15 protein-coding genes are annotated in these 14,850 nt (G+C 51.1%); 10 read left to right on the top strand and 5 right to left on the bottom strand.

Annotated features, from left to right (window positions below; genetic code table 11):
* The first annotated feature begins 167 nt into the window (after window positions 1-167).
* Both EV211_RS04690 and EV211_RS04695 read left to right on the top strand, forming a co-directional pair.
* The gene (locus tag EV211_RS04690; protein ID WP_133528265.1) at window positions 168-1,331 is read left to right on the top strand and encodes an FIST signal transduction protein; all 1,164 of its coding nucleotides are present in this window, start codon (window positions 168-170) and stop codon (window positions 1,329-1,331) included.
* A gap of 19 nt (window positions 1,332-1,350) precedes the next feature.
* Window positions 1,351-2,781 (top strand): aldehyde dehydrogenase family protein, encoded by a 1,431-nt coding sequence (locus EV211_RS04695; RefSeq protein WP_133528266.1) that lies wholly within the window; start codon window positions 1,351-1,353, stop codon window positions 2,779-2,781.
* A gap of 278 nt (window positions 2,782-3,059) precedes the next feature.
* On the opposite strand, the gene EV211_RS04700 is transcribed toward EV211_RS04695, so the two are convergent.
* A complete protein-coding gene (locus EV211_RS04700) occupies window positions 3,060-3,824 on the bottom strand; it encodes an IclR family transcriptional regulator (protein WP_133528267.1) in 765 nt (254 codons plus the stop codon).
* 266 nt (window positions 3,825-4,090) lie between these two features.
* Here EV211_RS04700 and infC point away from each other — a divergent pair, with 266 nt between their 5' ends.
* From infC to rplT, 3 genes are read left to right on the top strand one after another with little or no spacing between them, the layout of a single operon-like run.
* Window positions 4,091-4,621 (top strand): translation initiation factor IF-3, encoded by a 531-nt coding sequence (infC, locus tag EV211_RS04705; protein WP_442866704.1) that lies wholly within the window; start codon window positions 4,091-4,093, stop codon window positions 4,619-4,621.
* A gap of 23 nt (window positions 4,622-4,644) precedes the next feature.
* A complete protein-coding gene (gene rpmI / locus EV211_RS04710; protein ID WP_133528269.1) occupies window positions 4,645-4,845 on the top strand; it encodes a 50S ribosomal protein L35 in 201 nt (66 codons plus the stop codon).
* Between the two features lie 24 nt (window positions 4,846-4,869).
* Complete coding sequence (rplT, locus tag EV211_RS04715) at window positions 4,870-5,229, top strand: 50S ribosomal protein L20 (protein ID WP_133528270.1); 360 nt, start codon at window positions 4,870-4,872, stop codon at window positions 5,227-5,229.
* 164 nt (window positions 5,230-5,393) lie between these two features.
* Here rplT and EV211_RS04720 read toward each other — a convergent pair whose 3' ends face one another.
* The 4 genes from EV211_RS04720 to cbiM all read right to left on the bottom strand — a co-directional run bounded on the left by EV211_RS04720 (window position 5,394) and on the right by cbiM (window position 9,629).
* On the bottom strand, window positions 5,394-6,098 hold the full coding sequence (locus EV211_RS04720; protein ID WP_133528271.1) for a queuosine precursor transporter: 705 nt from the start codon (window positions 6,096-6,098) through the stop codon (window positions 5,394-5,396).
* A gap of 741 nt (window positions 6,099-6,839) precedes the next feature.
* Complete coding sequence (locus EV211_RS04725; protein WP_243108546.1) at window positions 6,840-7,607, bottom strand: energy-coupling factor ABC transporter ATP-binding protein; 768 nt, start codon at window positions 7,605-7,607, stop codon at window positions 6,840-6,842.
* A gap of 53 nt (window positions 7,608-7,660) precedes the next feature.
* The gene (cbiQ, locus tag EV211_RS04730) at window positions 7,661-8,527 is read right to left on the bottom strand and encodes a cobalt ECF transporter T component CbiQ (RefSeq protein WP_133528273.1); all 867 of its coding nucleotides are present in this window, start codon (window positions 8,525-8,527) and stop codon (window positions 7,661-7,663) included.
* Complete coding sequence (cbiM, locus tag EV211_RS04735; protein ID WP_133528274.1) at window positions 8,511-9,629, bottom strand: cobalt transporter CbiM; 1,119 nt, start codon at window positions 9,627-9,629, stop codon at window positions 8,511-8,513. Before cbiM ends, cbiQ begins: the two co-directional genes overlap by 17 nt.
* Window positions 9,630-10,237: 608 nt before the next feature.
* On the opposite strand from cbiM, the gene larE reads away from it, so the two are divergent.
* From larE to coaBC, 5 genes are all read left to right on the top strand, one after another.
* Entirely contained in the window at window positions 10,238-10,987 is a 750-nt protein-coding gene (gene larE, locus EV211_RS04740; RefSeq protein ID WP_133528275.1) for an ATP-dependent sacrificial sulfur transferase LarE, read from the top strand.
* 147 nt (window positions 10,988-11,134) lie between these two features.
* Window positions 11,135-11,893 carry a nickel pincer cofactor biosynthesis protein LarB gene (larB, locus tag EV211_RS04745; RefSeq protein WP_133528276.1) on the top strand — a complete coding sequence of 253 codons (759 nt, stop codon included), beginning with the start codon at window positions 11,135-11,137 and terminating at the stop codon, window positions 11,891-11,893.
* Entirely contained in the window at window positions 11,890-13,248 is a 1,359-nt protein-coding gene (gene larC / locus EV211_RS04750; protein ID WP_133528277.1) for a nickel pincer cofactor biosynthesis protein LarC, read from the top strand. The genes larB and larC overlap by 4 nt, the downstream gene beginning before the upstream one ends.
* Window positions 13,248-13,676 (top strand): DUF3842 family protein, encoded by a 429-nt coding sequence (locus tag EV211_RS04755; protein WP_133528278.1) that lies wholly within the window; start codon window positions 13,248-13,250, stop codon window positions 13,674-13,676. Before larC ends, EV211_RS04755 begins: the two co-directional genes overlap by 1 nt.
* On the top strand, window positions 13,663-14,847 hold the full coding sequence (gene coaBC, locus EV211_RS04760) for a bifunctional phosphopantothenoylcysteine decarboxylase/phosphopantothenate--cysteine ligase CoaBC (RefSeq protein ID WP_133528279.1): 1,185 nt from the start codon (window positions 13,663-13,665) through the stop codon (window positions 14,845-14,847). The genes EV211_RS04755 and coaBC overlap by 14 nt, the downstream gene beginning before the upstream one ends.
* The last annotated feature ends 3 nt before the right edge of the window (window positions 14,848-14,850 follow it).

A 14,850-nucleotide genomic window follows, 5' to 3' on the forward strand; every position in this document is an offset into this window, starting at 1 on the left:
TTCTGTGGCAAAACCAGCCGTTCCGCATTGTGGAACGCAAGGTTCCCATAGCAGAACCGGCCCTATTGACGAACAGAATATTCTGACTTAATATGTACGTGTAAAAAAACATTGGTACACCTGGTATTAATGATTTTGATACGCCAATAGGCGAGGAGGTAAAGATAATGTTAAACGCAAAGACTGGTACAAGCATAAATGCAGACCCTAAACTTGCAGGCAAAGAGGCAGCGCAGGCCCTTAAGGACGTGAAAGACGCCAAGATGGCTTTTGTTTATAGCGGAGTTCAGTACGATCAGAAAGAACTGCTGGGCGCCATCGCTAAGGAATTGCCGGGAGTTCCTCTCGTAGGAAACACCTCATTCACAGGCGTCATTACAGATCAGGGCTTCGTCAGCGGCGACGATGGATTCGTTGGCATCATGGCTCTCGGGGACAAAGATATGGCTGTTGGCGTTGCAGGCTCACCTAAGCAGGGCGATGCCAGGGCAACGGGGCACAAAGTTGCAGTTGAGGCTATGAAAAAGGCCGGCAAAACTACTGCACCTGACTATTTCTTCATGGTGGCGTCTCCGGGCGAGGAAGAATTCTATCTGAAGGGCATCAGCGAGGTAATCGGCAGAGTCCCATGCTTCGGCGGCAGCGCAGCTGATAACACCATAACAGGCGAGTGGGTTCTGTACACGGACGAAATGGTAACACCGGAGGGCGTTGCTGTTGCATTCTTCTACACGGACAAAAAGTTCGCTAATGTTTACACCGGCGCATATAAAGAGACTAAGAAATCAGGAGTCATCACCAAGGTGGAGGATTACAGAAAGATCTGCGAGATCGACGGAGTTCCGGCTCTTGAGAAATACATGGAGTGGACAGGCGCTACACCTGACCAGGTAAAGGGCGGAGATCTTCTTGGATATTCCATCACAGCCCCTATCGGCGTCAAAGATCCTCTGGGCGATCTGATCGCAATCAGACATCCTCAGGCAGGTAATGACGACAATACGATTTCAGTAGGAAGCAATGCTGCAGAGAATACCGTAGCAATATTGATGGAAGGCTCAGTAGACCAGTTGATCACATCGACAGGAGCTACTTTGAAACAGACTGCTGAGAGACTCGGAGCACCGGCAGGAGCTTACATGCTCGTACACTGCGGCGGCAGACGCGCAGGCATCGGCGACAGGATCGACGAAGTAGCGGCCCAGCTTAAGGCAGCATCAGGCGGAGTTCCATTCATTACAGAATTCACTTTCGGCGAGTTCGGCTATGAGGATGACAGCAGAAACACCTGCGGTGGATTGATGCTTTCATTCACAGGATTTGAAAAATAAATAACAGGAGGCAGTTTTTATGAAAATGATTATAAACGGAAAGAAAGTCGACAGCGAAAGCGGCAAGACTTTCAACGTAACAGATCCGGCAACAGGCAAGGTCATTGAGGCAGTGCCTAAGGCAACGGAAAAAGATATCGAGTTGGCTGTCGATGCGGCAGTCACAGGTCAGAAGATATGGGCAGAGATCCCCGTATGGCAGAGAGTTCAGGTCCTGAGAAAATTCCTGGACCTGGTAGAAGTTAATAAGGAAGACCTGGCCCAGACCCTTTGTGCAGAAAACGGCAAACCTATAAGCGAGGCCAGAGGCGAGATCGGCAACATTCCAATCGGCTTCTCCGGCTTCATTGAGCACGCCAAACATTACTACGGCAGCATCATCCCCCAGGGTACCGAGCAGGGCCAGGACAAAAATATCCAGATGGTCACCCGCGAGCCTATCGGAGTCGTTGCCTGCATCATACCGTTCAACTTCCCTTGCGATCTTTTTGATCAAAAGGTAGCCCCGGCGTTGATGATGGGTAATGCAGCCATCGTTTTGCCGTCGTCAGACAATCCTCTGACACTGATGAAACTGACGGAGCTTCTCGTAGAGGCTGGCGTTCCAAACGGAGCGATCCAGTGCCTGACAGCACCTGGCGCAGTTAAATCTGCTGCAGTTGCTGACCCTAGAGTACATCTGGTAACTCTGACCGGAAGCACAGAGGTCGGCATCGATACAGCGAAAATAGCGGCCGGCAACCTGACTCACTCAGCTCTTGAACTTGGCGGAAACGACGCTTTCATCGTACTTGATGACGGCGACGTAGATCTGGCAGTTGAAGAACTGGTCTGGGGCAGAATGTATAATACAGGGCAGGTCTGCTGCGCAAGCAAGAGATTCCTGATCCACAATTCTCTGAAGGATGAGTTCGCTAAGAAGGCTGTTGAGCGCATCAAGAAGCTGAAGGTAGGAATGCCTTCTGACGAGAGCACTCAGATCGGCTGCCTGATCAGCGAGAAGGCTGCTGTCAAAGTCGAAGGCGAGGTCGCCAGAACTGTAGAGCAGGGCGGCAAGATCATTATGGGCGGTCACAGAGACGGCGCATTCTATGAGCCGACTGTAATCGTAGATGTACCTAAGACGGCAGATGTAGCTAAGGACATGGAGATCTTCGGACCGGTAGTTCCTGTAATCGGATTTGATACTGATGAGGAAGCCATCGAGATCGCTAACAATTCCATCTTCGGATTGTCAAGCTGCGTATTCTCCAGAGATCAGAAGAGAGCTTTCAAGGTAGCTACTGCTATGGAAGCAGGCGGCGCAGTAATCAACGGCGCAAGCTTCTTCAGGGCTTTCGAGCAGCCATTCGGCGGCTGGAAGCACAGCGGCATCGGCACCGAGGGCGTATTCTCCACCTTCGATGAGATGACCAGAGTCAAGACAATAGTACTGAAGAATATATTATAATCAGCAAAACAGAATAACATTAATGACAAGACCCGGGGCAGAAGCCCCGGGCCTTATACTATGCATTTATGATAGACCTGGTAAACCATATGCCAAGCTAAAACCTGGGACTCTTTACCAAAACCAAGGATTCTTTCAACCAGGTAGGCAATTTCCACAGGCAGTGATTTCGAAGGAGACTTTTTATATTTCGCCAAGTTCGTAACGTGTTCTGCCTCTTGACGAGCGAGTCGTCAGGGTTTGTTCGCACACGAGGACAAACGGGCTGCGGAAATCGCCTACCCCACATAGCCCATGCTCTTAGATATTTCCATCGCCTGGGCCTTAACATAAGAACTCACCTGATCGATTCGGTCAGGTGTGAAAACCGTAGTAGGACCACTGGCAGAAATAGCCGCGATAATGTCGCCCCTATAATCGTAAATAGGCGCTCCGATGCATCGGTGGCCAACCTCGGACTCCTCATCGTCAATAGCCCAGCCACGCTTGCGCACCAGCTCAAGGTCCGACATAAGATCCTCAATAGAGCAGATCGTTTTGTTCGTGAACCTTGTGAAACTGCAGTTGGCCATGATCTTGCGCAAATCTTCAGCCGAGTAGTTCGATAGGAGACACTTGCCGAGAGAGCAGGAATAGGCGTGGACGTGTAGGCCAATCTGTGAGTACATGCGGACATTAGAAAAGACGTCCATTTTTTCTATGTAGACCACCTGATCTCCATCCAGCACTCCCAGATGGCTGGTGAGACCCAATTCCCCGGTGATTTTTGCAATATAAGGGCGGGCCTCCGTCTGAAGTTCCAGGCTGTTTATGTAGCAACTGACCGCCTCGATAAGCTTCAGGCCGATTTGATAATTGCCAGACTTATTTTTGTTCAGGTAGCCACGGTTAGTCATAGTGGTGATGATGCGGTGAGCCGTGCTCTTATGCAGGCCTATGCGGTTTGCAATCTCGGTGACGCCGAGACCCTCGCTTTCATCAGACAGTACTTCGATGATATCCAGAGCCCTGTCGATAGATTGAACGTTATTATCAGTTGCCATTTTGCGCACCCTCCTAATATTGTCAATTATACTCAAAAATCAACCTGATTGCAATCGCAGGACCAACAAAAAAACATTTGACATGGCTTGCTTGCAATGGTATACTTGTTGAGTGATTAAGAAGAAGTTATCCGCTTCTCACCTTTCAGACTATCGTGTTTGTCGGGTTAATAAGTGAGAACAACGTAATACGTTTGTTTTTTTGGCGGATACTTTAGGTATCCGTTTTTTAGTAGGAGGTAAAGAAAATTAGCAAGGAAAGTAGAATCAACGAAGAGATTCGTGCGAAGGAATTAAGAGTTCTCGATGACAATGGCGAAATGCTTGGAATCATGAGTCGGAACGATGCCCTGGCCAAGGCAGATGAGAAGAACCTAGACCTGGTTGAAATTTCACCGAATGCCAAACCGCCTGTTGCCAAGATTCTGGATTACGGTAAATACCGCTATGAACTCCAGAAACGCGAGAAGGAAGCCAAGAAGAAACAGAAGACCGTTCAGGTCAAGGAAATCAGGCTCAGCACTTTTATTGAAGAGCACGACATCCTTGTGAAGGCCAACACTGCTACCAAATTCCTTAAGGAAGGCGATAAGGTAAAGGTTAGCCTCCGCTTCAGAGGACGCGAACGTGATTACGTAAATAAAGGTCGCGACGTTATGAGAAAGTTTGCAGAAGTATGCAGCGAGGTCAGCGTCATGGACAAAAAGCCTGCTTTCGAGGGTAGAAGTCTGACAATGTTTTTGTCGCCTAAACCTGTAGACAAGCAGAAGAAGCCAAAGGATAACGAAGAAAAATAGTTAGCATAGGAGGAAATTACAAAATGGCAAAGAATAAGATGAAGTCTCATAGAGGCGCCTGCAAAAGACTGCATGTAACCGGATCAGGAAAAATTTCAAGGCATAAGGCTTTCAAGGGCCATATTCTTACAAAGAAAACGCCAAAGAGAAAACAGGGTCTGCGTAAATCAACTATATTGGGCAAGGCAGATCATAAGAGAATGTTAAGGTCAATGGCGAAGTAGTCGTAGTATTAGGAGGTAAGAAAAATGGCAAGAGTAAAAAAGGGTGTTAACGCCCATAAGAGACATAAGAAAATTTTGAAGATGGCCAAAGGTTATTATGGCCAGAAGAGCAAGGTGTTCAAGGCTGCTAATCCAGCAGTTATGAGAGCCTTGAGATCAGCGTACACAGGTAGAAAACTCAAGAAGAGAGACTACAGAAAAATGTGGATCGCAAGGATCAATGCCGGTGCAAGAAAGAATGGCATCTCATACAGCAGACTCATGGATGGTCTTAAGAAGAGCGGAATCGAAATCAATCGTAAGATGCTTTCAGAAATGGCTATTTACGATGAGAAAGGCTTCGCAGAACTTTGCTCAACAGCAAAAGCATCCTGCGGAAAATAAATTAGGATAAGGAAGCGCCCTTTATGGGGCGCTTTTCTAATGAATTGGTAGGGAATATCGCATCGCGATATTCCCATATTTTATAATAATGGCAGGTGCTATGGGAATTTTTGTCAGAAACTCCGCGCATACTTCAACACCGGCATAACCCTTGGCAACAAAATCTAACTGGCAGCGCCCGCCTTCTCATGCCATCTTCGCGCTATATACACCGCCGGCGTGTCCAGCAGGCTCGTGGCGATGAAGATCACATAGCTGGAAACGCAGATAGCCAGAATCGTGGAAACGCTGTGCAGTCCCCAGAATGCGCCGAAGTTGAAAAGCACCGTGTTCAAAAGCTGCGATACCAGCGTTGAACAGTTGTTTCGAATCCACAGACCCCGGTGAGAATCCCCGAAAAGGCGACTCGTGTGAGCCCATATTTTGTGGTATGCCCAGACATCGAAAACCTGGACGATTGCGTAAACCCCAATGCTTACCAGCATCAACCGCGGCGTGTTGGAGAAGACTGAGCGGATGGCCGGAGCAGCCCAGTCGTCGGACGCCGGCGCGTACAAAAACCATGACTGGGAAATCAGTATGAATGCGATGCTTGTGATAATGCCGATGGTCACCGCGCGGTCGGCCTCGCGCTTGCCTTCGTTTTCGCTGAGAATGTCAGTCACCAGGAAAGTCGACGCGAACAAAATGTTGCCTAAGGTCATTTCCATGCCAAAGGCGCGCACCAGTATCAGCACTTCGATGTTGGCGGCGATGGTGGCGATGACAGTCCACATGAAGAGTCCGGTTTTCCCAAGAAATCTATATAACAGAACCACTGCCGTATATATACAGACAAGGCTCACTATAAGTATTATTTCATTACGCATAAATTTCCTCCATCAATTCTCAGTCGTGGCATGCATCTTGCTCCACGCTTTCGTTTCACGTCCGCAGTATCTCACTGGCAGCTCAGTCAAAATAAAAATGCGCACGGAAAACGCGCGCATTAAAATTGCATTGTTCCCGTAGTTTTGTTTTCAGACAGGATGGTCACGAACTGTCTTATTTAATTACTATGAAAATATACCATAAAACCAGAAGAAAGTAAAGCAATAGGTAAGTCAACAGGTAAGTCAACAGGTAAGTCAACAGGTAAGTCAACACGCTGGCGCTTGGTGACTGGTGGTCGCGCACTTCCTATTAGCTATTTGGTTGTAAACGTGCGTCTGCGCACGTATAGCCTCATATCAAGGAATCAAGGTGCGTTTTTGGAATTCCAAATTTCATTTCCGCACTTATCAGCCATTCTCAGAGCATGGAGGTGCGCATATTGGAATTCCAACGATTATCCGTGCACTTATAGCCCGTTTCAAAGACCAGGAAGTGCGTTTAAGTCACGATATACTGCTAAATAATGGAAATAATGGGTAATGCATCCATTGGCGCGCACCTCGACCTATTTGAATCGGTCAATAAGTGCGATATTGGTTTACAATAATAAAAAATTCGCACTATCGTTCCAGATATTGGGCCAATACGTGCGCAGAGGGCTTCCGCTAATCGCAGAGGGCTTCCGCTAATCGCAGAGGGCTTCCGCTAATCGCAGAGGGCTTACGCTAACCTCAAATCTATTCAAAATCCCACGGATGCGTGTGGAAGTGCTCGTCTACCAGGTTCACGCTGCGGAGCAGATCTACCCGCTGCAGGAGTTCGCGGACCGGCAGGTCGGCGCATAGTTGATGATCTTCATTGAACAAAAGGGCCCTGTCTGCAATGTGTGGCACAAGTTCCAGGTTGTGCGTGGAAAAAATAAGAGTTTTGGCATGGGGCTTGCTGCCGTCTAATAAATCGCTGGCATGGGGCTTGCGGCCAGCGTCACCGCTAGCCATATCTCTGTGTAGCAGTTTCAGCAGCCATGTCTGGGAACGTGGGTCCAGATCGTTAGTAGGTTCATCCATAATAAGTACCTCTGGATCCAGAATCAGAGTGCTGGCTATGGCCACCTTCTTTTTCTCACCGCCACTCAGGTGGAAAGGCGCTTTGTCGAGTAACTTTGTTATGTCAAGGGATTCGGCCATTCGGTTCACGCTGGCCATGACCTCGTCATGGGAGAGCCCCAGCTGTAAGGGCCCGAAGGCCAGCTCCTCCCTGACATTACTGCAGAAAAGCTGTACGTCAGAATCCTGAAAAACATAGCCGACCCGCCTGTGATAAACCTTTGATTCGTCCCGGGAAAGCACCGCAGGGTCCATTTTGTTCCCGAAAGCGAAGAACTCGCCCGCCGTAGGAGACAGAAGCCCCGCCAGGATTTTCAGGAGCGTGGATTTGCCGCAGCCGTTGGCGCCGAGTATGCAGACCCGTTCGCCGGCCTCCACGGAAAAATTCAGCCCAGTCAAGACCTCAGGCCTCATCGAATATGAGAAATTCAGATTTTTTAGCTGGAAAATATTCAAAAAACATAACCTCCAATAGTTAAAATCACAAGTATTATCACGTTGACCAAGACGAAAAGCCAATCAGCAGCCCCCGTCCGCAGCTCTCGCAGATTCACAGGGCTGCCATCGTAGCCCCGCAGTTTCATAGCACCGTAAATGTCGTCGCTCATGGAGTGGACCCGTATAAAAAGCTGCCCCGCACGGCTGCTGACGAATCGACGGCTGTCGGCGCTTTTAATGGCGCCCACTGTTCGCATGTGTCGCGCCTGCATCATGTCCGTGCCCGTTTCCGCAATGAGAAAAAGGTAGCGGTAGGCCATATTCAGGATCGAAACGAAAATCTCCGGCAGGTGCATCCGCCGCAGGCCGCAGGTCAGGTCGGACCACCTGGTCGTCATGAGCAAAAGAAAGGCGAAGGCCATGGAATCTCCCGTGCGCAAAGCTATCCGCAGGGCCATATTCAAGCCGGCCGTGGAGAAGTACACACCCTCGTGCACAAAATTTCCCGCAGGAATAATGTAGAAAAGCGGCGTGCCTCCGGTTAGCAGGCTGGATGCGCCGGGCAGGTTCAAAATGAAAATCAATGTTGGCAGATACAGCCAGGTCCGGCGCAGATACGGCCGAAGCGGCAGGGCCGATGCGGCTGCGTAGAGAGCGGATACGGTGCCTGCCGCCACCAGAATTATGCAGTTGTCCGTGAAACCGATGAAAACCATGAATGCCAGTACTACTAGGACTTTGATCCGCGGGTCCATGCTTTGGAGCAGGCCGTCACCGGCCGCGTACCTCTCATTATATAATTCGTTCTCGAAGAGCTGAGCGAAGCGGCTCAGAGTCTTTCCGACGAAACCTTTTCCGTAGATTTTATCTGGTCTGTTCACGGGCTACATTACCTTTCCTGGATTTTTTAACGAATAGTGACAGGGCGAAGATCAGGGCTGCGATGAGCAGTATGCCTACGACGGCGGAGATAACGTAGCCGGTAATTGAGCCGGCGGCTCCGTTACCGAATATCTTCACTGTATAATCGGGCAGAATAGATTTCCACCAGTCAGCCATAGACGCGAAACCTGAAGGCACATAGCCGAGAGTTTTTTTGATTTCGTCGGTTCCCCATTCGCCCCAGGCAGTTCCCTGGGCAATGAGGCCAAGGGGTGTCAGAATCACCAGGATACCGAGAGGGATCAGTAAGGCTTTGTATCTTTTGAGGAAAGACTGCCTTTCCACAGACACGTCGCCGCTGACGAACATCTGCGGCGCGGCTTTTGCGATATATGCTATGGCCGCTCCCGTGACGACTCCTTCAATAGGCCCGGCCACCAGAATATGGGCGAACATCATAGCCGGAATCGAAACCGACAGCGGATACGGACAGTAGAGGGCTGCGCCATCAGCCCCGGTGAAGAGCAGAGGCTGGATGCCGAATTCCACAGCCGCCAGCAGGGCGGCCGCGTTGAGACCGACAAATCCGGCTATGGCTGCAGCAATGATACTGCGACTACTGCCGAAAGCAACTGCAGTTGACTTTGTTCGGCTATATTCGACCCCGGCACCTATGTACTCCCCGGCTTTAGCAACTGCAGCCGACTTTTTGCCGCTGATGAGCCGGTAGACGCCGTAGCCCACGAAAGGCATGACTACGGCCATATTTAGGCAGTTCATGCCGAAAGCCAGTATGCCCCCATCGCCGAAGACGAGGGCTTGAATGAGCAAGGCCGATGACACGGCAATAGTCGCCGCCCAGGGACCCAGCATTATAGCTATTAGCACAGCGCCCACTGCATGGGCCGAGCTGCCGCCGGCCACAGGGACGTTCATCATCATTATAGTAAATGAGAACGCTGCGCCTAAAGCCAGCGTCGGCAGATTCTTCTCGCCGACCTTTTCTTTGACCTTTTTTGCGGCCACGGCCCACACAGGGACCATACCCACCAGCACCGGGATCGTAGTTTCCGGCGCCATATATCCATCAGGAATGTGCATTGATTACCTCCAACAAAAAACCCACTCAGGGTACTACAAAAAAATAGTTTTTTCCCTTCGTGGGTGTGTAAAGTCTTCGTGACTTTTATGGTAAGATTATATCACTTGCCAGGTCGATGCGTCAAGTGGATAACTTAACGGTACTAAATACTAATTATTATTCGTCGAAAATGGAACTTGAACTGATTTTGATAAAATCACCAGTATACGTTATAATAAATTGGCATTTTAGGCATCAAAAATCAGAATCAATGATTGATAAATGAACTGTGGTATAATATTGGTGTGGGTTTTAACGATTTCCACTATAAATAATGGATGATAACAGGTTTCATAAGGACTTCCGTTTGAACATTGATACAATCAGCACGCATCTGGTTATCCTATGATTAGCAAATTTGTATATTCTTTGCATAATTAATGTATAGCCACTTTCCAAAGTTGAAAATTCGGATTCTAAGAGGCAAAAATCGTGTTTTGTCATAAAACACATCCGTCAACCCGACCAAGTCCGTCAACCCGACCACATCCGTCTGCATTTTTTGCCGATAGTCCTTGATTTTTATCATGGCTTGCTTTATTCTTAATTACATTAGAGGGGGACAACGATGAATATACAGGAATTTTTCGAAACGAATAATAAGGTAGCCCTTGGATTTTCCGGCGGGGTGGATTCTTCATATCTGCTCTATGCCGCCAAAGAGGCCGGGGCAGACATAGGCGCTTACTACGTCAAGAGCCAGTTCCAGCCGCAGTTCGAGTTAGATGACGCGCTGAAATTGGCCGAGCATGTGGGCGCGGAGCTGAAGGTGTTGGAGTGTGACGTTCTCTCCGAACCAAAAGTAGCCTCCAATCCATCCGACCGGTGTTATTACTGCAAAAGGCATATTTTTGGCGCGGTGGCGGATCGGGCCGCAAAGGATGGCTACGGGGTTCTCATAGATGGCACCAACGCTTCCGATGATGCAGGCGACAGGCCGGGGACCAAGGCCCTCGGCGAGCTGAAGGTTTTGTCGCCTTTGCGGGACTGCGGTCTGACAAAGGATGACATCAGGGCTCTTTCCAAGGAGGCCGGCTTGTTCACATGGAACAAACCATCGTACGCTTGCCTCGCGACCAGGATACCCGAGGGCGAAGAGATCACCGATAAAACCCTGCGCAGGATCGAAGGAGCAGAGGATGTTTTGCGCATGATGGGTTTCTCGGATTTTCGCGTCAGAAAGCGTGGGGATATCGGTCTATTGCAGATACCGGAATGCCAGATGGTTTCGGCAGTTAAATTAAATGAGGAAATCGTCTTGGGCCTCAAGCCATATTTCAAGGATGTGGTCCTGGACCTGGTCGGACGCAGGCGCTGAGGGACAGCGCCCATGTCGACCGCAAACGCAGGCGCTGAGGGACAGCGCCCATGCCGACCGCAAACGCAGGCGCTGAGGGACAGCGCCCATGTCTACCGCAAACGCAGGCGCTTAGGGACAGCGCCCATATATAGGAAGGAAACGCTCATGGATAAAAATCAGGTAAAAACTTTGCTGGAGCAGGTGGCCGCAGGGGACACTTCTGTTGACGACGCCGTGCTCAAGCTTAGAATGGAGCCATTTACAGATATAGACATAGCAAATCTGGACACCCACCGGGCTCTGCGACAGGGCGTCGGCGAGGTGATTTACGGCGCCGGCAAAACACCCGAGCAGATAGACCGCATAGCCCACACTTTGTGGGAAGGCGGACAGCGGGCCATACTCATTACACGCATGTCAGAAGCAGCGGCAGAGGCTTTTACCAAGGACGTGCCTTTTGAGTACTTTCCGGATGGCCATTCGGCAGTAGTCGGCGCACAGATGGAGCCGGATGTGAGAGGTAATATTCTGATAATAACCGCAGGCACCAGCGACATTCCCGTTGCCGAAGAGGCGGCTGTCACGGCGGAGACTCTGGGCAACAATGTAGAGCGCATCTACGATGTGGGCGTTGCAGGAATCCACAGGCTTCTCAGCCACACGGACTCCATAATGAAAGCCCGGGTCATTATCGCCATTGCAGGCATGGAGGGTGCTCTGGCCAGCGTCGTTGGCGGACTGGCCGCCTGCCCTGTGATTGCAGTGCCTACAAGCATCGGCTACGGTACGGCCTTCGGCGGCGTGACAGCGCTTTTGTCTATGCTCAATTCCTGCGCCAGCGGCGTCAGCGTCGTGAACATCGACAACGGCTTCGGCGCCGGCTATCTTGCCAGCATGATAAACCACATGGAGGAAAGCAAATGAAAACATTGTATATAGAATGTAATATGGGCGCGGCCGGGGATATGCTCATGGGCGCGCTGCTGGAAATTGCGCCGGAGGGTCTCGCACAAAAAATATCTGAGCTTGCGATCCCGGGGGTCGCGATTTCTGCGGAGAAGGCGGCTAAGTGCGGGGTCACTGGCACTCACGTTCACGTTCTGGTCAAAGGCGAGGAAGAGGGCCACGACCATCACCACGACCATGGTCATCACCATGAAGACCATGACCACCATCATGGCCATGACCACTGCCACGACCATCACCATCATGAACACCACAGTTTGGCCGACATTGAAGCAATAATCGACGGAATCGACATTTCAGATAGAGTCCGTACTGACGCTAAGGCAATATATAAAGCTATCGCCGACGCGGAGTCCACTGTTCACGGAGAGCCTGTGAGCCAGATCCATTTCCACGAAGTCGGAGCTATGGACGCAGTTGCCGATGTTGTTGGAAACTGCATGCTTATAGAGGCCATTGGTGCAGATCGCATAATCGTATCGCCGATAAACACTGGCAGCGGCACAGTCAGGTGCGCTCACGGGATACTTCCCGTTCCGGCGCCTGCAACGGCGGAGATACTGAAAGGCGCTGAGTATTATAGCGATGGAACCGACGGAGAACTATGTACTCCGACAGGGGCCGCCATATTACAACATTTTGCGACTGCTTACGGACAGCAACCACAGATGAAGCTCATAGATTCAGGTACTGGAGTCGGTAATAAGGATTTCGACCCTAAGGCAAACATCGTCAGGGTGTTCCTGGGGGATACGAGCGGCGGCAATGGCGACAGTTCGACTGTTACCCATTGCGCCAGCGCTAATGGGACGAGCACCGATAAAATCTGCGAACTTTCGGCAAATATCGACGATATGACCGGCGAAGAGCTGGGGTTCGCCATGGAGCGACTCCTTACGGCCGGGGCAGTCGATGTATATTTTGTTCCTATAGTAATGAAGAAATCCAGACCGGCCGTGAAATTGTCCTGCCTTTGCAGGGCCGAGGACGCAGACGCTATGGCGAAGGCCATGTTCAAACATACCAAGACTGCCGGCATCAGGCGGCAGGACTTTGACAGATACGTCCTTGACAGATATACTGAAGATAGAGACGGATTGCGGGTGAAGACCTGCAGCGGGTACGGCGTCAGCAGGAGGAAGGCGGAGTTCGACGATCTGGCAGAAATGGCCAGGGCAGAGGACTTGAGCCTTGATGAGGCTCGTGCCAAAGGCGGAGTGGTTGCCGGAGGCGGAGCGACCGCCAAAGCCGGCGCCAGGGCCAACACCCGTGCTAACGCACATGGCGACTCCGATTCGAAGGGAGAAAAGTAATGGTCATACTTGTAATAGACGGACAGGGCGGACGCCTTGGGAAACAGCTGGTGGAGGCTTTGCGCGGGAAATTTGCCGGAGCAGAGATACTGGCGGTGGGAACCAACAGCGTAGCAACGGCCACCATGCTGAAGGCCGGCGCTGACGAGGGCGCCACGGGAGAGAATCCGGTTGTCGTAGGCTGCCGCAAGGCTGACTTCATCGTCGGGCCTCTGGGCATAGTCATCGCCGATTCCCTTATGGGCGAGGTCACTCCGAAGATGGCCCTAGCCATTTCTCAGAGCGAGGCCACTCGCATCCTCATACCTATGAATATGTGCGACAATCTGGTTGCCGGCGTCACGGCTCAGTCAGTCAACGAACTGCTGGACGACGCCGTGGCCAAGATCGCCGGAAAAATAAAGGAGAATCAAAATGCTGGAAAATAAGACTGTATTGTTGGGAGTAAGCGGCGGAATAGCCGCATATAAGATCGCGTACCTGGCCAGCCATCTGAAGCAGGCCGGAGCCGAGGTCCATGTGATCATGACGGAGAACGCGTGCAAATTCATCAGCCCCCTGACCTTCGAGACACTGACCGGGCAGAAATGCGTGGTTGATACCTTTGAGCGCAACGGGACTTACGAAGTCGAGCACGTGGCATTGGCCAAGAAAGCAGACGTCTTCATGGTAGCTCCGGCTACAGCTAACGTCATGGCCAAGCTGGCACAAGGCATCGCCGACGACATGCTGACCACAACCTTCCTGGCCTGCGACTGCCCTAAGATCGTCGTGCCTGCCATGAATACGAAAATGTTCGACAATCCGGCTACCCAGGACAATATTTTGTGCCTGAAAAAGTACGGCATCCAGGTAGTAGAGCCGGCCAGCGGATATCTTGCCTGCGGAGACACAGGCGCCGGCAAAATGCCTGAACCCGAGGTTTTGTTCGATTATATAGAGCGCCAGATCGCACGCCCTAAGGACATGGTCGGCAAGCGCGTCCTGGTCACGGCGGGAGCAACCTGCGAAGCCATCGATCCGGTCCGCTTCATCACCAACCACTCCACAGGCAAAATGGGATTTGCCCTGGCCAAGGAATGCATGTTGCGTGGTGCCGACGTGATCCTCGTGAAAGCAGCCACAAGCGCTACGCCGCCTAGGTTTTGTCATATAGTCGACGTTGTCAGCGCCGGCGAAATGTTCAAAGAGGTCACTGCCAGGTCTGAGGCTGCGGACATCGTCATTATGGCGGCCGCTGTTTCCGATTACACGCCTCTGCAGGTAGCCGTACAAAAAGTAAAGAAATCCGATGGAGATCTGTCGCTGCCTATGAAGCGCACTTTGGACATCCTGGGATATCTTGGGGGCAACCGCCGGGAGGGTCAGTTCCTATGCGGTTTCTCTATGGAGACTGAGAACATGGTGGAGAATTCCAAGGCCAAACTGACCAAGAAGCATGTGGACATGATCGTGGCCAATAATCTGAAGGATGACGGCGCCGGCTTCGGCACGGACACCAACCTGGTGACATTGATCACCCCGGACGACGTCCACCAGTACGACCTCATGAGCAAAGAGGACGTGGCTCGGACCGTAGTCGACAGGATACTCAAGTAACAG

This window comes from Aminicella lysinilytica (assembly GCF_004362975.1).
Lineage (GTDB): Bacteria > Bacillota > Clostridia > Peptostreptococcales > Anaerovoracaceae > Aminicella > Aminicella lysinilytica.